This is a genomic window from Methylocaldum sp. GT1BB (assembly GCF_051027545.1).
Taxonomy (GTDB): domain Bacteria; phylum Pseudomonadota; class Gammaproteobacteria; order Methylococcales; family Methylococcaceae; genus Methylocaldum.
This window is the reverse complement of record NZ_CP194902.1, coordinates 3,988,356-4,007,160: the sequence shown is the minus strand read 5'-3', so window position 1 is coordinate 4,007,160 and position 18,805 is coordinate 3,988,356. Positions and strand designations below refer to the sequence as shown.

The 18,805-nt window shown below is 56.1% G+C and carries 19 protein-coding genes, 1 tRNA gene and 1 pseudogene; 14 read left to right on the top strand and 7 right to left on the bottom strand.

Features of this window, described 5'->3' with window-relative positions; translation table 11 throughout:
- Window positions 1–90 precede the first annotated feature (90 nt).
- Window positions 91–933 (top strand): class I SAM-dependent methyltransferase, encoded by an 843-nt coding sequence (locus ACR2TX_RS19190; RefSeq protein ID WP_434112854.1) that lies wholly within the window; start codon window positions 91–93, stop codon window positions 931–933.
- A 32-nt stretch (window positions 934–965) separates the two neighbouring features.
- Here ACR2TX_RS19190 and ACR2TX_RS19185 read toward each other — a convergent pair whose 3' ends face one another.
- The 3 genes from ACR2TX_RS19185 to ACR2TX_RS19175 form a co-directional block, all read right to left on the bottom strand.
- Entirely contained in the window at window positions 966–1,130 is a 165-nt protein-coding gene (locus tag ACR2TX_RS19185; RefSeq protein ID WP_166642439.1) for a hypothetical protein, read from the bottom strand.
- 212 nt (window positions 1,131–1,342) lie between these two features.
- Window positions 1,343–2,074 (bottom strand): SDR family NAD(P)-dependent oxidoreductase, encoded by a 732-nt coding sequence (locus ACR2TX_RS19180; RefSeq protein WP_434130520.1) that lies wholly within the window; start codon window positions 2,072–2,074, stop codon window positions 1,343–1,345.
- A 22-nt stretch (window positions 2,075–2,096) separates the two neighbouring features.
- Window positions 2,097–2,747, bottom strand: a complete 651-nt coding sequence (locus ACR2TX_RS19175) for a DUF938 domain-containing protein (protein WP_077731851.1) — start codon at window positions 2,745–2,747, stop codon at window positions 2,097–2,099.
- Between the two features lie 253 nt (window positions 2,748–3,000).
- Between ACR2TX_RS19175 and ACR2TX_RS19170 the strand changes: the two genes are divergently transcribed.
- From ACR2TX_RS19170 to ACR2TX_RS19135, 8 genes are all read left to right on the top strand, one after another.
- The gene (locus tag ACR2TX_RS19170; RefSeq protein WP_434130519.1) at window positions 3,001–4,593 is read left to right on the top strand and encodes a sigma 54-interacting transcriptional regulator; all 1,593 of its coding nucleotides are present in this window, start codon (window positions 3,001–3,003) and stop codon (window positions 4,591–4,593) included.
- A gap of 66 nt (window positions 4,594–4,659) precedes the next feature.
- Entirely contained in the window at window positions 4,660–5,268 is a 609-nt protein-coding gene (locus ACR2TX_RS19165) for a DUF1326 domain-containing protein (protein ID WP_077731849.1), read from the top strand.
- A gap of 45 nt (window positions 5,269–5,313) precedes the next feature.
- A complete protein-coding gene (locus ACR2TX_RS19160) occupies window positions 5,314–6,045 on the top strand; it encodes a DUF2182 domain-containing protein (protein WP_166642438.1) in 732 nt (243 codons plus the stop codon).
- Between the two features lie 532 nt (window positions 6,046–6,577).
- A complete protein-coding gene (gene cydP / locus ACR2TX_RS19155; protein ID WP_077731847.1) occupies window positions 6,578–6,781 on the top strand; it encodes a cytochrome oxidase putative small subunit CydP in 204 nt (67 codons plus the stop codon).
- Complete coding sequence (locus ACR2TX_RS19150) at window positions 6,778–8,349, top strand: cytochrome ubiquinol oxidase subunit I (protein ID WP_434130518.1); 1,572 nt, start codon at window positions 6,778–6,780, stop codon at window positions 8,347–8,349. Before cydP ends, ACR2TX_RS19150 begins: the two co-directional genes overlap by 4 nt.
- Before the next feature lie 18 nt (window positions 8,350–8,367).
- Window positions 8,368–9,504: a cytochrome d ubiquinol oxidase subunit II gene (gene cydB, locus ACR2TX_RS19145; RefSeq protein WP_434130517.1), complete on the top strand. Its 1,137-nt coding sequence runs from the start codon at window positions 8,368–8,370 to the stop codon at window positions 9,502–9,504.
- Window positions 9,505–9,513: 9 nt separating this feature from the next.
- Window positions 9,514–9,645 (top strand): cytochrome bd-I oxidase subunit CydX, encoded by a 132-nt coding sequence (gene cydX / locus ACR2TX_RS19140; RefSeq protein WP_077731845.1) that lies wholly within the window; start codon window positions 9,514–9,516, stop codon window positions 9,643–9,645.
- Window positions 9,646–9,690: 45 nt separating this feature from the next.
- A complete protein-coding gene (locus ACR2TX_RS19135) occupies window positions 9,691–10,965 on the top strand; it encodes an NAD(P)/FAD-dependent oxidoreductase (protein ID WP_434130516.1) in 1,275 nt (424 codons plus the stop codon).
- Window positions 10,966–11,335: 370 nt separating this feature from the next.
- On the opposite strand, the gene ACR2TX_RS19130 is transcribed toward ACR2TX_RS19135, so the two are convergent.
- A complete protein-coding gene (locus ACR2TX_RS19130) occupies window positions 11,336–12,088 on the bottom strand; it encodes a hypothetical protein (RefSeq protein ID WP_347257248.1) in 753 nt (250 codons plus the stop codon).
- A gap of 364 nt (window positions 12,089–12,452) precedes the next feature.
- On the opposite strand from ACR2TX_RS19130, the gene ACR2TX_RS19125 reads away from it, so the two are divergent.
- A tRNA-Lys gene (locus tag ACR2TX_RS19125) sits at window positions 12,453–12,528 on the top strand.
- A gap of 483 nt (window positions 12,529–13,011) precedes the next feature.
- A pseudogene (locus ACR2TX_RS19120) lies at window positions 13,012–13,182 on the top strand (hypothetical protein); the annotation flags it as partial.
- A gap of 377 nt (window positions 13,183–13,559) precedes the next feature.
- Here the strand turns inward: ACR2TX_RS19120 and ACR2TX_RS19115 are convergent.
- On the bottom strand, window positions 13,560–13,862 hold the full coding sequence (locus ACR2TX_RS19115) for a hypothetical protein (protein WP_434112848.1): 303 nt from the start codon (window positions 13,860–13,862) through the stop codon (window positions 13,560–13,562).
- A 976-nt stretch (window positions 13,863–14,838) separates the two neighbouring features.
- Here ACR2TX_RS19115 and ACR2TX_RS19110 point away from each other — a divergent pair.
- Window positions 14,839–15,003: a phosphate-starvation-inducible PsiE family protein gene (locus ACR2TX_RS19110; protein ID WP_434130515.1), complete on the top strand. Its 165-nt coding sequence runs from the start codon at window positions 14,839–14,841 to the stop codon at window positions 15,001–15,003.
- Between the two features lie 35 nt (window positions 15,004–15,038).
- On the opposite strand, the gene ACR2TX_RS19105 is transcribed toward ACR2TX_RS19110, so the two are convergent.
- Window positions 15,039–15,416: a hypothetical protein gene (locus ACR2TX_RS19105; protein WP_434130514.1), complete on the bottom strand. Its 378-nt coding sequence runs from the start codon at window positions 15,414–15,416 to the stop codon at window positions 15,039–15,041.
- A gap of 898 nt (window positions 15,417–16,314) precedes the next feature.
- On the opposite strand from ACR2TX_RS19105, the gene ACR2TX_RS19100 reads away from it, so the two are divergent.
- On the top strand, window positions 16,315–16,563 hold the full coding sequence (locus ACR2TX_RS19100) for a WGR domain-containing protein (protein WP_133716178.1): 249 nt from the start codon (window positions 16,315–16,317) through the stop codon (window positions 16,561–16,563).
- Between the two features lie 89 nt (window positions 16,564–16,652).
- Window positions 16,653–16,823, top strand: a complete 171-nt coding sequence (locus tag ACR2TX_RS19095; protein WP_077732138.1) for a rubredoxin — start codon at window positions 16,653–16,655, stop codon at window positions 16,821–16,823.
- Between the two features lie 779 nt (window positions 16,824–17,602).
- On the opposite strand, the gene ACR2TX_RS19090 is transcribed toward ACR2TX_RS19095, so the two are convergent.
- Window positions 17,603–18,697 (bottom strand): triose-phosphate isomerase family protein, encoded by a 1,095-nt coding sequence (locus ACR2TX_RS19090; RefSeq protein WP_434130513.1) that lies wholly within the window; start codon window positions 18,695–18,697, stop codon window positions 17,603–17,605.
- Window positions 18,698–18,805: the final 108 nt, after the last annotated feature.

The following is an 18,805-nucleotide window of genomic DNA, read 5'->3' as shown; positions in this document are numbered from 1 at the left end:
CGGGCGGGTGAATACGGATACGGCGCGGTTGCTTCTGCGCCGGAAGCAAAAGAGAACGTCACATTATTCCCGAAAAGCATGGAGACCAGCATGAAATTGCATTCCTTGGCACAGATGTTCAAGACCCTTTTGTTCGGTGCGCTGATCAGCGGAATCGTCTCGGCGCCGGAGTTGGCGGAGAGCGCTACGCTCGACCAATCGCTGGATCGGGCGCTTCAAGGCGATCACCGGGACCCCGGAAATCGTGAGCGGGACAAATACAGGCATCCCAAGGAAACCCTGCAATTTTTCGGACTGCGGCCGGATATGACGGTAGTCGAAATATCGCCCGGACGCGGCTGGTATACGGAGATTCTGGCTCCTGTCCTGCGTGACGAGGGAAAGCTCTACGCGGCCGGCTTCGGCCCGGTTCGGCCGGGCATGCCCGATTACGCCGTCAAGATACAGAAAGCATACGAAGCCAAGCTCAAGGTGCGCCCGGACGTCTACGACCGGGTTGTGCCGACTTCGATGCAGAATCCGAAGGATGCCGATTTTGCACCGCCGGGCACGGCCGATCTGGTGTTGACCTTCCGGAACGTGCACAACTGGATGGCGGACGGTACGGCGGACGAGATGTTCAAAGCCATGTACCGGGTTTTGAAACCCGGCGGTACGCTGGGCGTGGTCGAACATCGCGCGAAGCCCGGCACTTCGCTCGAGGATATGAAGAAAAGCGGCTATGTGACCGAGGATTATGTGATTGCTTTGGCCGAAAAAGCCGGTTTCAAGCTGGCCGACAAATCGGAAATCAACGCCAATCCCAAAGACGGCAAAGATCATCCGGAAGGCGTATGGACTCTGCCGCCGACCTTGCGGATGGGCGAAAAAGATCGGGCACGCTACCTTGCGATCGGGGAGAGCGACCGGATGACTCTCAAGTTCACCAAATAGGCGTTCGGACGGACGGCTACCCGAATCAGACGCTAACGTCGCCGGGTTCGATCATCGCTTTGCTTGAGTTGCAGCCACCGGGCTATGAGCAGTGCGGTCAAGATCAGCCAGCCGTAAGGGTAGGGGATGGCCCCGACGAAGAATGCGCTGAGCACGGCGACGAGCAGCGCTCCCAATGTCAAAAGATAGGTATCCATGGCGGCGAGTCTCCGAAAATCGCGGACTGTCCGCATGTTAGACCGCTTGGAATGGCCGGGGTAGCCGCTCGATGAAAAGAAGCGTGGAAACGGGCGTCGGCAAAGGATGGCCGACCTACGAACTTGTGTTGTCCAGTAGGTCGGGAATCCTTTCCCGACATTTATGTTTCCGCAAACGGAGCCCTCTCCATTTAGAGGCAAAGGAAACGAGATCAAAACGGCTCCTTGAACGGGCGCAGGTCCAATTCGTGCGTCCAGGCGCTTCGGTGCTGATTGTGCAACTGCCAGTAGGTATCGGCAATCGCGTCGAGATCGAGGAGTCCGTCGGCGCCTTTTTGGGCGACGAATTCGGGAAATGCGTTTCGGGCCCGCTCGCCGTCAATGACGCCGTCGATGATGGCATGCACCACGTGGATGCCCTGCGGTCCGAACTCCCTGGCCATGCCCTGAGCCAGCGCCCGTAGAGCGCTTTTTGCCGCGGCGAAGGCGGTGAACGGAGGACGGGCGCGTAGCGAAGCGCTGGCGCCCGTGAAGAACAAGGTCCCGTGCCTTTGATCAGCCATCAGCCGCGCGGCTTCCCGTCCCACCAGAAATGCGGCGTAGGCGTTCTGCAGCCAAAGCTGTCTGAACATGTCGCCGCTGGTTTCGAGCAGCGGTGCCCGGCGATTGCTGTCCACGTTGCAGGCGACAATGTCCAGCTCGCCGGGATCGCCCGAAACCGTTTCGAACAAGGATATGACGTCGCCTTCGACGGTGGCGTCGGTTACGACGGGAACCGCCCGGCCGCCGGCCGCTCGGATTTCCGCGGCGACGCGCTCCAGTTTTTCGGCGGTGCGGCCTCCGAGATAAACCCTGAGTCCCTCGCGCGCAAAACGGCGGGCGAGGGCGGCCCCCAAACCCTTGCTAGGCCCAACCCCGATGACGACAGCTTTATGGTCGTTCATATCATGGTACCCGTTCGGTTCGCTAACTTCGGCTAAAGATCAAGCCGAAATTATTGGCCGGCATGTCTATCTTCTCGCTCAACCCCAGGGCATAAGCGCTCGCCGCTTTTTCCAAATCGGCGATGTCCTTCAGGCCCCACTCGGAAACCCCGGCTGAGTGGATCATCTGATCGAACTCATGATTCGATGCGGTGGTGTATCGGCCGTGGTCCTTGAAGGGACCGTAGACAAACAGAAAGCCGTCCTCGTTCAGCAATTGCGAGGCGCACTTCATCATGCCGTCCGCGACGGAAATCGGAGCCACCTGGAAGATATTGATGACAAAAATGACGTCGAAGCGCCGCTCGTCCGGGTTCGGCCAGGTCTCATCGCGCGTCAGATCGAGCTGGCTCGGCCGTGCGACGTTCTGCACTCGGTTTTCCCAGGTAACCCGCATGATGTTTTCCAGGGCGTGCTCGTTCAGGTCGGTCGGATGGAACGTCAGATGCGGGAAATATGGCGCGAAATAGTTGATGTGCATGCCGCTCCCGCTGGCGAACTCCAGGACGTTGCCCGGTGTCGACGGGAATTTCTGCTTGAAAACCTCCAGGATCGGATCGCGGTTGCGGTGTCCCGCCCAGGAAACATACGGACTTAAGGGATGCGGATCGAGCGGCGGTCTTTCTTGAGACATAAAAGTTATCCTCGTGGAATGTTCTTTTTGTAATGTTGTAATCAGATTGCGCCAGTGTCCTAAAGTGGGACGTGCATTTTGCAGCAGCTTGTATGCCAGGATTATTTAACGAAAAAAGCCAATAAAATCAGTATTGTAGTAAATAGCTATTCGATATGTTTATGAAATGTTATTTCAGTTGATGAAAAATGATTTCTTAATTCGAAAATCAGGTTTAGGCTATTAAGTCCATGATGTAGCACGAGCGCCCTTTATGAACCAGGCAAGCTTTTCGCAATTGACGCCGATTGGATTTCTCCAGACCTTCGTCATCGAACTGATGGATCTGTGCGAGGAGGCGGGCACGGCGCAGGCGGAGCAGATCATCGAGCGAATCGCCCGTAGCGCGGGCCGGTTTTTCGAGGAGACGTTCCGCGCCGAATACGGCCTCGATGAGGCTCTCGATCGAGAGCGCTACGCGGACTTGATCATTGGACTCAAGAATAAGATCGGCGGCCATTTTTCATTGGTTTCCAGCGATGCCGAGTGCATTCGTGTGGCCAGCAGTTGCTGCCCGTTCGGCGAGGGGGTGAAGAACTCACCGGAATTGTGCCGAATGACGTCCAGCGTGTTCGGCGCCATCGCGGCGCGCAACTTCGGCTACGCCAAGGTCGTGCTGGAGCGGCGTATCGCGCTCGGCCATGACGGCTGTCAAGTGGGGGTCTATCTGAATCCCGAGACCGCCGCAGGGTTGTCGGGGGTCGAATATCGAAACCAACCGGAGTCTAAGCCGGATCAGACGCTTGCCGGCGACTTACAAGCCCGCATCGAAGAGCGTATGCATCGGATATGGTGCCAAATGAGCGGCCGCTGTCCCACGCTCCCGGGCGTCGAACGGCCGGTCATCGTGGCACAGTCGCCCGCCATGCAGCAGGTATTGCGAGCGATCGAAATCGTGGCGCCTACCCCGGCCACGGTGTTGATCCGCGGCGAGACGGGGGTAGGCAAGGAGTTGGTCGCGCGTGCTATCCATGCCATGAGCGAGCGCAGCGAAAAACCCTTCATCGCCGTGAACTGCGGGGCGATTCCGGAAGGTTTGGTGGAGAGCGTGCTGTTCGGCCACGAGAAGGGGGCATTTACGGGTGCCATCGAGGTTCACCGGGGTTATTTCGAGCGGGCCGATGGCGGAACCTTGTTCTTGGACGAGGTGGATTCACTGACGCCGGCGGTGCAGACCAAGCTGCTCCGGGTATTGCAGGAGGGCGAGTTGGAGCGGGTAGGGGGGCACCGCACTTTGAGTGTCGACACGCGGATCATTGCCGCCACAAACTGCGATTTGGAAAAGGCAGTAGCCGACGGGAGTTTCCGCAAGGATCTGTACTACCGTATCAACGTCGTGAAATTGGAGATCCCGCCGCTCTCCGAACGACCGGAAGACATCCCTCATCTGGTCGACCTGATCTTGAAGCGTCTGGCCGTTCGCTACCGGAAGCAAATCCATGGCGTGACGGCCGAACTCATGGACAGGCTACGGGCATACTCGTGGCCCGGCAACGTTCGAGAGCTGGAAAACGTCCTGGAACGGGCGGTGCTGTTCACTCAAAGTAACTTCATTAAAGACGCCGAACTCGGGCCGAATCGCGCCGCTCCTTTGGAAAGCGGCTGGAAGGCAATCCGTAAACAGGTCTTGGACCGAGCGGAACGCGAATACCTCGAGCAAGCGCTGAAGCGTTTTCAGGGCGACGTCAACCAGGTGGCGGAATGGATGGAGCTGACGCCGCGCGCGGTATATCTGAAACTGAGCGAGCTCGACATCGATCCGTCGCTGTTTCGCCCTCAAAGGTCCAAGACAGCCAAGGATCGATAACCCGGTTTTAGACCGGAATTTATCCAAAAACGCCGATTCAACGAGCATATCTGACGGAGTCGACTCATGAGTACATCCAATTCCTGGCATCTGGAAGGCAACTATTTCGAAGCGTGCAACTGCGAAACGGCCTGCCCGTGCGTGTGGTTCAATCCCCCTAGCGAAGGAGATTGCAAGCTGCTCGTCGCCTGGCATATCGATAAAGGTCGTTCGGAAGGCGTTACGCTGGACGGGCTCAATGTGGTTTTGGCGTGTTATGCGCCGGGACACATGAAGGAGGGCAACTGGCAGGCGGCGCTTTATCTCGATGAACGGGCGGATAGTGCCCAGTCGGACGCTCTGGTCCGAATCTTTTCCGGCCAGTCCGGCGGACATCCAGCCGTACTGGCGGGGTTCGTCGGCCAGGTACTCGGTGTGAAGCACGTGCCCATGACCTACGAGGCTCTCGGCAAGGAGCGGCGTCTTCTGATGTCCGATCTCGCGGAAGTGAGTATCCGCGCCATCGACGGCATAGCCGGCGGCGAGGCCACGATTGCCAATCCGCCTCTGTGCGTGGTGCCGTCTCACCCTTCCGTGGTGGCGAAGTCGGGGTCTTACCGCTATCGGGATTATGGCTTCGATTGGGAGTTTTCCGGGCGCAACGGCTATTTCTCCCCTTTCGTATATCACTCCTAGGCCATGGCCGTTTCGGCGAGAATTTCTAAGAGTACGATCCAGGGTTTGCTGATTGCCGCGGGACTGGGCGCCGCCACGATCGCCGCGTGGTGGGCGCTCTATCAGCAGCAAGTGGCGATGAACAGCTTGCCCATGGACCGGATGTGGATGCCGCCGACCGGTACCTGGCGTTGGTCTTTGACCGATTTCGGGCTGACCGCGTCGATGTGGCTGATCATGATGCTGGCCATGATGCTGCCGGTGGTTGCGCCCATGACGATGCTGATCGTGCGTATCGACCGAGGGCGACGGGCGGAAACGCGGATTAATCTGCCGACATTTCTACTGGGTTATTTCGTGCTGTGGGTAGGGTTCGGGATCATCGCCACTTTGCTTCAGTGGCAGTTCCACGGCTTGAGATGGCTAACCCCGATGATGGATAGCCGCAGCTCCATGGTGTCCGGGTCCATTCTGATTATGAGCGGCCTTTATCAATTCACGCCATGGAAAACGGCTTGTCTGAGCCACTGCCGCGCACCCATGGGATTTCTTCTCAGTCATGGACGGCCCGGCTGGCGCGGCGGATTGCGACTGGGCTTGCATCACGGTCTTTATTGCGTGGGCTGCTGTTGGGCGGAGATGCTGGTGATGTTCGCCGTGGGCATCATGAACGTCCTGTGGATGGGATTGATTACCCTTGCGATCTTGGCGGAGCGCTACGTTCCCGGCGCAGGGGAAAGCACACGAAAACTGATCGGCTTCGGGTTGATTGCCTGGGGTTGCGTGCAGTGGCTGTGACGCGAAGAACTACGCCTGAGACGCGGGGATCGGGACTCAGGTTTCACCCAAGGTTCTCCATCGGACGAGTTTCGAGCTCCGTTTTCTGTCGACCGAAGTTTTTCGCCGGCCCCCCGTCGCCTGTACCGAATTGAACTTTGCAGCGGCGCAAGGGCAAGGTCTTGCCTTGACGAGGGCTGTCAGCGCTCGGATGTATTTTAAGTTTCATTTTGTTTCAGGATATACCGCGCCGTTTCAATGCCGTTTCAGGTGAAACGTCGAAATCGCGGTGCAGCCGATTCCTGGCCTGCTAGGGAAGGGTTATACGGCTTGGCACGGAGCTTGTTAATACATTAGCAAACTGTGATATAGGGCTAATCCCTCCGGAAACGATGACGGGCTGCATCCGCCGTCATCAGCGAGCATGCGGGACCAACCCTAAAGAACGGCGTTTCCCCCCCTGGCCAGGGACGGCTTTTTCTTTCGTGAGACCGGATAACAATGGGTAACGCAGCGCCGTGGCCCACGAATCAATAACATCCGGAAACTCGATATGAATAACGTCACTTCAGATTTCTCAAAGGGACGCGACCATTTCCGGTGGGAAATTGCCTTGGCTCTGGTCCTCAAGATTGTCCTGCTGAGTGTCTTGTGGTTCGCGTTCTTCCGGCATGATCCAAACGTCCCGAAACCCGCCGTCGCGGATCTGTTTTCATCAGACCGCACGCCTCTTGTCCGCCAGGAGAGCATCAAATGATATCCGGTGAAGAAATCGTCAACCTGTCGAGGCTGCAATTCGGCCTCACGGCCATGTATCACTTTCTGTTCGTGCCCCTGACCCTGGGGCTGGCCTTCATTCTGGCCATCATGGAGTCGGTGTACGTGATGACCGGGAAGGTAGTCTATAAAGACATGACGAAGTTTTGGGGCAAGCTGTTCGCCATCAACTTCGCGATGGGCGTGACCACCGGCATCACCCTGGAATTCCAGTTCGGAACCAACTGGGCCTATTATTCCCACTACGTCGGCGACATCTTCGGCCCTATCCTCGCCAGCGAAGGCTGGATGGCCTTCTTCCTGGAATCCACTTTGGTGGGCCTGTTTTTCTTCGGCTGGGACAGACTGACCAAGGTTCAGCACCTGGCGGTCACCTGGCTGGTCGCCTTCGGAACCAGCTTCTCGGCCTTGTGGATTCTCATCGCCAACGGCTGGATGCAGTACCCGGTCGGGTCCGCGTTCAACTACGAGACCCTGCGCATGGAGATGGCGTCGTTCGCGGACGTGTTCTTCAATCCGGTGGCGCAGGTCAAGTTCGTGCATACCGTTGCCGCTGGGTATGTCACCGGTTCCATGTTCGTGCTGGGCATCAGCGCCTGGTACCTGATCCGGCGGCGCGATCTCGGCTTCGCCCGCCGTTCGTTCTCCATCGCGGCAGCGTTCGGTTTGGCTTCGGTGCTGTCGGTGATCGTTCTCGGCGACGAAAGCGGTTATACCTCGGGCGAGGTACAGAAGATCAAGCTCGCGGCCATCGAAGCGGAATGGGACACCCACGAGCCGCCGGCCAGTTTCACCATAATCGGATTCCCGGACCAGGAAGCGGAAAAGACCCATTTCGCCATCAAGGTGCCCTACGTACTGGGACTCATCGCCACGCGCTCCGTCGACGAGGATGTCAAGGGCTTAAAGGACCTCCGGGCCGAGAGCGCCAAGCGCATCCGAAGCGGCATGATCGCCTACGGTCAGTTGCAGAAAATTCGGGCAGGGGACAAGAGCGAGCCGACCAAGACTTTGTTCGACCAGCACGTCACCGACCTCGGGTATGGCCTGTTGCTGAAGAAGTACACCGCCGATCCGGCCAGCGCTTCCGAGGAGATGATTCAACAGGCGGCCAACGACACGATTCCGCGGGTGGCTCCCTTGTTCTGGACTTTCCGCCTGATGGTCGCGGCCGGGTTCACCATGCTGTTTGTGTTCGCCATGGCCTTCTATTTCTGCGCGACGCGCGTAGCCGACCAAAAGAAATGGCTGCTCAGGCTCGCCACCTGGTGCATCCCGCTGCCGTGGATCGCTTCGGAGGCCGGCTGGTTCGTGGCGGAATACGGCCGTCAGCCCTGGACCATCTCGGGCGTGCTGCCGACCCATCTGTCCGCGTCCAACATCAGTTCCGACCAGCTCTGGTTCAGCATCGGCGGATTCGTGTTCTTCTATACCGCTCTGCTGATCATCGAGATGTTCCTCATGATCAAGTACGTGCGTCTGGGGCCGAGCAGTCTGCATACCGGGAAGTATCACTTCGAGACGAATCCGGCCGCGTCAGTGTCGTAACACCGGGAGAAAAAAACCATGTTCGATTACGAGACTCTAAGAATCATTTGGTGGTTGTTTACCGGGGTGGTCATCATCGCCTTCGTCCTGACTTCCGGATTCGATTTCGGCATCTGCGCGCTTCTGCCGTTCGTCGGCCGCAACGACCTCGAACGCCGCGCCGTCATCAATACCGTCGGTGGAACCTGGGAAGGCAATCAGGTGTGGCTGGTCCTTTTAGGAGGTGCCTTGTTCGCCGTGTGGCCGTTGGTCTATGCGACTCTGTTCTCGGGGCTGTACGTGGCCATGCTGCTGGTGTTGTTCGCCTTGTTCTTCCGACCGGCGGGGTTCGATTATCGAAGCAAGCTGGAGAATCCCGCCTGGCGCAATGCCTGGGATTGGGGGCTGTTTATCGGAGGAGCGGTGCCGCCGATCCTCTTGGGCGTTCTGGTGGGCAATCTGGTTCAGGGAGTGCCGTTCCATTTCGATGCCGATCTCCGGCCGTATTACGACGGCAGCTTCTTCGCCCTGCTCAATCCCTTCGCGCTGTTCTGCGGCGTGCTCGGCCTGCTCATCAGCCTTTTTCACGGTGCGATTTATCTCAAGTGGCGCACCGAAGGCGTGCTCTACCGTCGAGCACTGGCGGTGGTGCGGGTTCTGGGGCCCGTGGTAATCGGCGCCGTGACCCTGGCGGCCCTGTGGGTTGTCTTCGGGATGAATCTTCCGGAGATCACCGCCATGCCGGGTACGGATGCCCCGTCCAACCCGCTCAACAAGACGGTGGCCATGACGTCCGGCTGGCTGCGTCAGTTCATGTCCCATCCCTGGATGCTGATCGCGCCCGCGCTCGGTTTCGGGGGGTTGCTCCTGGCTTGGCGTTCGGCCTTGGAGCACACGTCCGTCGGAGCTTTCTTGTTCAGTTCGCTAGGCATCACCGGGGTGCTGCTATCGCTCGGCTTCGGACTGTTTCCGTATCTCGTGATTTCGTCGACCGATCCGAATCACAGCCTGACTATCTGGGACGCGAGTTCCAGCCATTTCACCCTGGCTTTGGCCTTTTGGATCACGGTGATCTTCCTGCCCATCGTTCTGGCTTATACCCGCTGGGTGTATAGGGTGTTGTGGGGTAGCGTTACGCCGGAGAAAGTGCTGAAGGATCAGCATTCTTTATATTGAGGTAGAAACATGTGGTATTTCGCTTGGATATTGGGTGTCGGTTTCGCTTGCGCATTCGGCATCATCAACGCGATGTGGCTGGAGGCAGAATGCAATATGGACGCCGGCGAGATCGGCGCGTCGCGTAGTTCGTCAAAGTAGTTCGACCAAAAGTCTGATTAACAACTAGAACGGAGGAGGCTGATCATGGCCCGCATCGTTATATTAGGCGCCGGCATAGGCGGCGTTCCGATGGCTCTCGAAATGAAACACCTGGCCCGGAAAGAAGACGAGGTCTGTGTCATTTCGGACAGCCCGACTTTTCACTTCGTCCCGTCGAACCCTTGGGTGGCCGTCAAATGGCGAAAGCCGGACGACATCAAGGTCGAACTGGCGCCGATGCTCAAGAAAAAAGGGATTAACTTCATCAACCAGAAAGTGACTCGGGTTCATCCCGACCGAAACCAGGTCGAGCTGGCCGACGGCAGCAATGTCGACTACGACTACTTGGTCATCGCCACGGGGCCCAAGCTGGCGTTCGAGGAAGTGCCGGGATTCGGTCCGCACGGGCATACGCAGTCCGTCTGCCACGTCGATCACGCTGCCGAAGCCGGCGAATTCTGGGACGAGTTCGTGAAGGACCCGGGCCCGATCATCGTCGGTTCAGTTCAGGGTGCATCCTGTTTCGGGCCGGCCTACGAGTACGCCTTCATCGCCGATTCGGATCTCCGCAAGCGCGAGATTCGCGACAGGGTGCCGATCACTTTCGTTACCTCCGAACCCTATATCGGCCATCTCGGCTTGGGCGGCGTGGGCGACACCAAGGGTCTTTTGGAAGGTGAACTGCGCCAGCATCACATCAAGGCCATCACCAATGCCAAGGTGGACCGCATCGAGAAGGGCGTGATGCATGTGATTGAGGTGGACGAGAAGGGACAGGAAAAGCAGAAGCACGAGCTGCCGTTCAAGCACGCCATGATGATTCCCGCCTTCAAGGGCGTCGATGCCGTGGCCGGAATCGAAGGGCTGGTGAATCCGAGGGGGTTCGTGCTAATCGACGAGTATCAGCGCAACCCGACTTTCAAGAACATCTACTCGGTCGGCGTCTGCGTGGCCATTCCGCCGGTGGAAGCCACGCCCGTACCCACGGGATCGCCCAAGACCGGCTACATGATCGAATCTATGGTGACCGCTACCGCGCACAATATCCGCGAGCAACTGGACGGCAAGGAGCCCTCCCATAAGGGCACCTGGAATGCCCTGTGCCTGGCCGATCTCGGCGATACCGGCGTGGCCTTCATCGCCCGTCCCCAGATTCCGCCGCGGAACGTCACCTGGGCCAGCAAGGGGCGTTGGGTACACCTGGCCAAGATCGCGTTCGAGAAGTACTTCATCCGCAAGATTCGCAAAGGCATCAGCGAACCCTTCTACGAACGCTTGGGTTTGAGGCTGATGGGCATCGTGCGGTTAAAAAAGAGCTAATGATTCGTGGTCCGGGGCTTACAACAGGTCGATTGCAGGACCGAATAGAGCCGAAAAAAAACGCCGCCCGTCCTTAGTCCAATTGGCGAAGACGGGCGGCGCGGGGATTCGTAAATGACGCAGCCGATGCGTTTATTCAACCAGGGCGCTGACATTTACACCTGCCGCGTATTTAACGAACTACTGAATTACTTGAAGCGAGAAATCAATATACCGAACATCGTTCCAAGTGCCAGTACTAACGTCGTAGCTTCTAATACGGCCATAACAACCTCCGGTCTTAACTTAAAAACCAAGGAAAACACTTGGTATTTACTGTAATGACCGTGAGACAGTTTGAAGGTTCCCTGGTGATTCTTACCGACAAATCTCAACCGGGACCGCTCAGTTGGATGAGCTTTCGGTAATCGATGGCGATCTTCAAGCCTACAAAGCGGCTGGACATTCTTACCAATTCGTCCGTAACCGGATTGAAATAAAGTTTGGCTACGGCAATCCGCCTATTTTCGCCTTCTTCACCCAGCGGAACGGCGTCGGCCTTGAATCGGTAAACGTAAAGCGTCATACCGTCCTTCAGCGATTCTTCCGCCGGTTGGCCCAACACTTCCAAAATTTTTCGCCGGTTTGGAGGGGCTGCCGAAACCCTCGGCAGGTCTTCCGCATCGACCTTCAACTGTCGACGACCCTCGTCAACCTTGCCTTTGCCGAGAGACCTGATCGATGCCTCAAGAAACGTCGCGGGGGCCATTTCCAGAAAAACCGGCGAGAAATCCCAGCCGGAGAGTTTGTCTTTCCCGTTGAACGTCATGCGGAAAACGATGGTTTTTCCCGGCTGAGCAGGGCTATCCATTTGGTGGAAATCCAGGTACCACCGGTACCCCTGTGGCAATTTTTCGATTCGGCTGGGATGGAGTTTGGTTAGATAGCGGAAATCCTCGCTCAATAGCACCGGGTGCAAGAAATCAAGGTGAAAATGGTCATCGGTCACCTGAACCCGGAAATTCCGTTCGAAGTCGGCCAGTTGATTTTTTGCTTCCAGCAGCCGGAAATAAACACATCCGCTCAGGGCGAAAAGAAAAAAGGATAAAAGCAGCGTATTGAAAAGACTTCTTGTGAATCTCATAGCTCGGCGCAGTTTCGGTAATGGCGGTAATCGCAGATCACCACATTGATTCATGCGACGACCGGAAAAGACCGGTCGATAGCCGATAGTTTGGTAGATTTAGTAATTGTCAGGCAGGTTAGGATAACGCAATGTTACGCGCGCGGGGATTTCAGGCGCGCCATGGATATCTGGAAAGACAGTGAGACAGAGTGGGGCCGGCGGTGCAAGCGGGAGAAGCCGTGATTATCCCTTCCATCGAAGGCACACGAAAGCCCAGAGATTATGAATGCTCATTCCGATCTTCGATCCGTCGCGGATTGCAAAGAGCATTTGTAATGGACTTGAAGAACAAGAAATCAGTCATTATAATTTCCGCTTCTTTGGGCCGTTAGCTCAGTCGGTAGAGCATTGCACTTTTAATGCAGTGGTCGCTGGTTCGAATCCAGCACGGCCCACCAGGAATATCAAAGGCTTGCAGCGATGCAGGCCTTTTTTATTTTGGCGTGCTGCCCAAATTTTGCGCAAAAGTTTTTTGAGGTCGCGCGGCCAATCCGGCGGCGCGGCAGCGGGTGGTCGATCGGGTTCAACGTGAGTGCCTGGCCGGAGTTCGGGAACCGTGCGACTGGGCAGATTTTGAGGACGGGGCGGCCGGTGTGCATTCGTTACCGTGGCCTTGAGAGTTCGGCGCATCCGCCCGCAGCGCCTCTAAGTCAGCTTTCTTCCTGAGTAGTAGCCGTCTTTCTTTCCCCAAAATGCGCGCATTCGAAGGCGTCCAGCCGGATCCTTCACGCAACTCCCTTCCCGCCTTGAAAGTCTCATTAATCAGGCAAGCGCCGCATGGAAGCATTTCCGAGTGGTGACGAATCGTGGCCTTCATAACTGTTCCTAGATGACCCGTTACCTCAGGCCTATGCCCAGTTCGGCCAAGGCGTGGCTGGGTAGGGGATGTGAATGGCGATGGCAAACCCGATGTTCTGATAGGGGCGTCCGCGCAAGACGTGGGCGTCATAGACCATATCCGCGGCAACGATACGGTCAACGGCGGCCCTCACGCCGACCGTGACGTCTGTGCAGCCGATCAGGGCGATACCGTTCTCAACTGTAATCCGTAATGTAGGCCAAGCATTTTTTGGCTGAGAGACGGTGGTAGCCGGAAACCTGAACCCGGGTGCCGCTGGCCGCCATCGGTTCGCCTTGCCGGATTATCGCCGCCGTAGTGGAAAGTTACGTAGTGCCGGATCACTAGATCGTCGCCGGACGAGTGAAAACGCTTTTCCCTAATTCCAAGCAAAGACGGGCTGAGCTTATGGCTTTCCATCCAAATCGAAGGGATTGGGAAGATGCTGGAAGTACCGGGCGGTCGATTTCTGAATCATTTCAAAATTCTGGATAGAACGCTTACGACTGCCATCATCCGACTCGCAACCGTAAAGACGTACGTTGCTAACGGAGGGCGCTGGCGTTCATTGCTCGACCGATGTCCTGTAGTTCAGAGCGTTCGTTTCCGGCCGCGCTTCATTTCATCCAGCAGCCGCTCGTTGACGCTTCGCGCGTGCTCGATATCCCAGATCCGGATGGCTTCATCGAGCTCGACTTTACCTTCGTCGACCATTTTGCAGAGCCCGATTCGTAGGGCATAAAGCTTGATGATTAGCGGATCTTCCGGGGTGTCGGCGAGGTTCTTTTCCCATTCGGCCGTTTTTTGCGGATCTTTGCAGTAATTGACCGGACGCTCTTCGGCATGGAGGCAGAGCGGTAGGGTGAATGTCAAAAACAAGGGCCAGTATTTCATGAGGTTTTCTCTACGGGTATCTGGGGTTGTCCGCTATTTGGCCCGTCTCGGTGAAAATCAATAAAAATGGGGAAAGCGACAGAGCACCGTAAACGGAAGACATCATAAGGGCGGTCTGTCGTTATCGTAATCATTCCGGGAGTCGAAAACCGGCATCCGGAAGGCAACGGAGTGTTGCCTGCTTATTTCCGCCTTGAATTGTAAACCCGTGAGACCCATCCAGAATTGGCGCGGGAGACGCTTGCATGCCACTCCGCAATTCTTGCGTCGAATGGCGGATTGGGGCAGCGAATGTACAGCCGAAGATATCGTTTAAAACGTTTACGCGCAGTTGCGCGCTAAGTACATTCCGCAAATATTTGCGGAATCTCGACTGATTGGCTTGATTGGCGGGGTTGTCCTGCAGGTTGCCTATGCCGCAAGACTTCCCTGAATGTACTTAGAGCATTTTCATGCCTACTGTACGGGCATTCGCGAGTAGGTCGGGAATCCTTTCCCAATCGCAAACGGTCGCTTTAGCCGCGACCCTTCCAATCGCAAACGGGCCTTTAATCGGCCCCTTCCAATCGCAAACGGGAACTTTGGGAGCACCAAAGTCCCCCTTCCAATCGCAAACGGGAACTTTGGGAGCACCAAAGTCCCCCTTCCAATCGCAAACGGCGTCTTCGGGAAGGGGCTGGCCGGCGCTCCCGGCCAGGCCGTTTGCGATTGGAAGGGTCATCCCAGCGCTCCTGGGATGACCGTTTGCGATTGGAGCGCCGAAGCCCCCCTTCCCGACGCCACGTCCCGACCGAACGTCTTCGTCGGAAGGGTCGCGACTAAAGCGACCGTTTGCGATTGGCAAAGGATTGCCGACCTACGAAAGCTTGAGTCGATAATGCAGATCTCTAATGGGTGGAAAGCGACGAAGGAGGAATGGGCGATTCTTTCCTACTACTAGCGTTTCGAGAGTCTGGTTGCGTTTGTCCTGACGATCGTGATCGGATTGACCATTCTGGTCGCGCTGATTGCCCTTTTGGCCGTAGTTCGCAAGTTCATTATTCTCGAAGTTCAAGACGTGAGTGCCGGTCATCTGCTGGGGTTGGCAGCGATTACCCTGGTTTTGGGTCTGACTTACGGGCTAATCCGAGAGGCGGTATAAGACGGAGAGGAAGTCCGGGATTTTATTCGGTCTTTTTATGGCGGGCTAAGCATCAGGACAGGCCAGTAGGTATCGGTAGAATAACAATGCCAAATGACCGTTTCTTCTTGAAATTTGGCGAACAGCTGTTCCTCGGCATATACCACGCCGTCCACGCATGAAACATAAGCAAACGGTCCGAACCACTCCGATGGTTCGCCAGTGGCATTCTCAAACGAGATTCGCACCGGCTCTTTGCAGTCGTATCGCGTAAAGTGTCGGCCTTGAGTTTCCCAAAAATGATTGCGATAGGCTGCCACGATGCTTCCTTGCGGCCCTTGGCGAATGGCGTTGCCGCCGACGCGAAACCAGGGCGCCGGTCCGATCTGTTCGGGCCGACCTCCCGCGCCGCTGTCGAATGTCAATCGAATCATAAGCTTTCTTCTATCGAGCTTTCATAATATAGGCATCGGACGTGGGCCAAAGTTTTTGCTGACAATCACGCCTTGAACGTTTCTTTATCATGGAGTATCGACGTGGCTGCTGTGCGATTTTCAGCGTGCTGCGGTTTGGACGCGTTGCGCAGGTTGCTGAATCATGCGTCAAAGTGCTCCCCGCTCGAGCGCAGATATAACGCCTGACCGCTGCTGACGACAGCGCATCTTCTCGGCATCCGCTGCTCTCAATCTGTCCTCTTTGATCAGCCTCGCAGCATCGCCTTGGAGTTTCGGGCCTGCTTTATTGCGGTCCTCGATTTCTGTTATTTTATGAAATGTGAGCTTCATTTTTTCAGCCTAACTGATGCCGGACAGGCGTGATCTTCGATGAACTCCACTCACTTGGAGTGATCTCATAAATTGACTGTGAAACCAATTAGGGATTACCCATATGAAACCAGGTGCCATAGTTAATGCTACATTCAATAACTGTCATTGTATTGCCAGAATTACTGGTGTTGGCAAAAAGTATGGAGAACCCTTCTTTCATATTATATTAATCTCGCCATGTGTCATGGATACCGGAACTATACCGGCGGGAACCAGGACCTGGGTATGGCCAGAGATGGTTACGCTCGGAGTAAATGATGCCAATTAGGTTTTATCTTTTCCGGTTATGAACAAAGTGGCGATGGGCAAAGCAGCTGCCGATGAGACAAACGGGTTGGCGGTAGCATTGCCCATCGCCGGCGGTATCCGGACTTTTGATGTTCAAGGGACGTGTCGAATGCGTCACAACGCGCGACAAATCGGACCCCCGTTGTACTCGGTTGGTCATTCGGGCGCTATGTGTTAGGGTGCGATTCATTCTTCTCGATATTCCGTTGCATACTCCATGACTGACGAGTCATCCGAAACGGCGCCCGTTCGACTGCGTTGGGAGAAGGAATCCCGGTATTACGAGATTCATCTACAACAGGACCTGTGGGGCGATTGGGTACTGACCCGAATCTGGGGGCGTCGTGGGTCGCCTATGGGCCGGATGAAACATATGCCGTGCCCGTCATACGACGATGCGGTCGCGAAGTTGTCGAACGTTCGCAATCAGCGTAAGCGGCGAGGATATGAGCCGGTGTCGGTATGACTCGCTTCATCGCGCGCGAATCGATATTGCTTGAGTGGCTCATCCTTCTTTTCTGTATCCTGAAACCTTTATTGGAACTGAGAGCTTTTATGTCGGATTTCAAGAAATACCATTGTTTGGAATGCGAACACATCTATGATGAAGCACAAGGCGATCCCGACAGTGGTATTGCGCCGGGCACTCGTTGGGAAGACATTCCCGATGATTGGGAATGCCCGATATGCGGAGCGCCGAAAAGCTTTTTCAAATTGATGGAGTGAACTTCCGTGAACGATTCGCGAGATTCTACCGAGCGGTTCGAGGGGAAGGCTGGCTTCTTGATCGAAGCTGGTATAGAAGAAAGGGCCGATCCGCTACAAGAAGACCCGCCACGGGATTAATCTTTATAGATCATGGTCGTTCTGTCGCGAGTCTTGATCTACCATTTAGATTCAAATCTCAATTCAAGCTTGATATTTTCTGGCCGAACGCGAAGGCATAGCACGTTAAGAATACGCCAGGCAACGACAAAAGATCTGCAATACCAGGTATAGGCCTCAAGAATATACTAAGCGCTATACTCCCACAGTCCGACGTAATTTCCCAGTTTATCGGGAGCCAGGGGATTATTGGAAGGCGAATATTGCTCCGGCAGTTTAATCGAATCCTGTTTTGTGCGGCTTTCTGTTTTTCCAACGGCAGCCTGCGTAGGACGGGCTGCCCTGGACTCGCGAGCGAAGCGGGACAGCGTAGCGCGGCGAGGCCGATTTACTCGTCTCACTCCTGAAACTCGCCCTCCGGGCCGTGCTTCGCACGTTCCAGTTCGCTCCCGACGAACTGGTGCACGGCAAAGCCGCCCATAGGGCGCCGGACAGGGATTGTACGGCATGAGCCCCCATCGATCGCGAACGATGCCTGTCCTGAGCTCAGTCGAAGGGCACTTCCCGATGATCAGTACATCCTACGGACTGCATTTGTCGAAAATCGATCTTTGTGCCGAAGCAATTACACGGCACCGATATGAGAACTGCCGGAGCTGAGTGAGCCGCCACAGCGGGGCTCAATAACAGAGGCATTCCAAGCCAAACCGGATGATTTGCGCGAAATCCCATGCTTTTAGACTCGCTCCGCCCACCAAGGCGCCGTCTACCCCTGCAATACTCATGATCTCGGCGATATTGTCGGGTTTCACGTTTCCGCCATACAGAATTCGGATCGTCGATGCGATTTGCTCGCCGTACAGGTCCATGATCAAATTCCTGATAAAGTCGTGCACTTCGCTGATCTGTTCCAGTTTTGCGGGTTTTGCGCCCTCTCCGACGGCCCAGACGGGTTCGTAGGCAATCACGACTTCGCTCGCGGTCCTCGGCGAGACGACCTCAAACGCCAGTCTTAACTGCCGATCCAGCAGATTGAAGGTCTCATGGGTTTCTCTGGCTTCCTTGTTTTCGCCGACGCAGAGGATCACCTGAAGTCCGTGGGCCAAGGAAGCCTGAACCTTTTTCTGTATGACTTCGTCGCTCTCGCCGGCCCGCTCGATCAGCTCTTCTTCCAGAAACCGCTGTATCCCCGTCAAAACGTCTTGGTTTGCTTCCGAGGCCAAGTGTTCGAGGGCCGCGAGAATTTGCCGATCGGCGTCGTCCTTGGTCCTGAGCAGCTCCAATTCCTGCAAGAGAAAACTTTTGGATAACCGTTTTGCGATGCTGGGTCCGAATCCGAAATATTTGCCGAGATTGGTCCGGCGATCCGAATGTCCGATGATGACGCGGTCGACGCCGATCGACGCGAGCATTTCGGCTGAGATCTCTCCGGTAAACGCGCCTTTGGATTCGAAGAACGTGTCCTGTGCCAGCAGGAATACGTTCCGCCCAAGGCCGTATTCCGTCCGGAGAAAATCCGGCTTGATGTAATCGGCTAGCGTAGAGAGTCCGGTGAAGGGAGGAGCTAAGCCGATATCGACGTCTTTTACGCCTTTGCAAAGATCGAAGATTCTTGCGGCGAGCGCGACGCCGGACCGTGGGATCACGTTCATTTTCCAATTGCCGGCCAGGAACGGCCGGATCGCTCCGGGATCGCCGATCTCCGCTTCGATCTTCTGCCATTGATTTGCTGTTCTTTGGCGATAATAGTTCCGATATACGCTTGCCGTTTTCATGATTTGTTTTTCCTTCTGATCCGGTGTCGCGGTCTCATCCGCCATCCGCGTGATGGGGCGCCGCCGTTCGATTTATCATGGGGACTGTGCGCGCATAATACAACTCGA

Bases quoted from the DNA above. Each gene is read 5' to 3' on its own strand.
- cydP (WP_077731847.1), top strand. From the start codon at position 6,578: ATGAATAACGTCACTTCAGATTTCTCAAAGGGACGCGACCATTTCCGG.
- ACR2TX_RS19150 (WP_434130518.1), top strand. From the start codon at position 6,778: ATGATATCCGGTGAAGAAATCGTCAACCTGTCGAGGCTGCAATTCGGC.
- ACR2TX_RS19175 (WP_077731851.1), bottom strand. From the start codon at position 2,747: ATGTCTCAAGAAAGACCGCCGCTCGATCCGCATCCCTTAAGTCCGTAT.
- cydX (WP_077731845.1), top strand. From the start codon at position 9,514: ATGTGGTATTTCGCTTGGATATTGGGTGTCGGTTTCGCTTGCGCATTC.
- ACR2TX_RS19135 (WP_434130516.1), top strand. From the start codon at position 9,691: ATGGCCCGCATCGTTATATTAGGCGCCGGCATAGGCGGCGTTCCGATG.
- ACR2TX_RS19170 (WP_434130519.1), top strand. From the start codon at position 3,001: ATGAACCAGGCAAGCTTTTCGCAATTGACGCCGATTGGATTTCTCCAG.
- ACR2TX_RS19190 (WP_434112854.1), top strand. From the start codon at position 91: ATGAAATTGCATTCCTTGGCACAGATGTTCAAGACCCTTTTGTTCGGT.
- cydB (WP_434130517.1), top strand. From the start codon at position 8,368: ATGTTCGATTACGAGACTCTAAGAATCATTTGGTGGTTGTTTACCGGG.
- ACR2TX_RS19165 (WP_077731849.1), top strand. From the start codon at position 4,660: ATGAGTACATCCAATTCCTGGCATCTGGAAGGCAACTATTTCGAAGCG.
- ACR2TX_RS19095 (WP_077732138.1), top strand. From the start codon at position 16,653: ATGTCGGATTTCAAGAAATACCATTGTTTGGAATGCGAACACATCTAT.
- ACR2TX_RS19100 (WP_133716178.1), top strand. From the start codon at position 16,315: ATGACTGACGAGTCATCCGAAACGGCGCCCGTTCGACTGCGTTGGGAG.
- ACR2TX_RS19185 (WP_166642439.1), bottom strand. From the start codon at position 1,130: ATGGATACCTATCTTTTGACATTGGGAGCGCTGCTCGTCGCCGTGCTC.
- ACR2TX_RS19090 (WP_434130513.1), bottom strand. From the start codon at position 18,697: ATGAAAACGGCAAGCGTATATCGGAACTATTATCGCCAAAGAACAGCA.
- ACR2TX_RS19105 (WP_434130514.1), bottom strand. From the start codon at position 15,416: ATGATTCGATTGACATTCGACAGCGGCGCGGGAGGTCGGCCCGAACAG.
- ACR2TX_RS19115 (WP_434112848.1), bottom strand. From the start codon at position 13,862: ATGAAATACTGGCCCTTGTTTTTGACATTCACCCTACCGCTCTGCCTC.
- ACR2TX_RS19130 (WP_347257248.1), bottom strand. From the start codon at position 12,088: ATGAGATTCACAAGAAGTCTTTTCAATACGCTGCTTTTATCCTTTTTT.
- ACR2TX_RS19180 (WP_434130520.1), bottom strand. From the start codon at position 2,074: ATGAACGACCATAAAGCTGTCGTCATCGGGGTTGGGCCTAGCAAGGGT.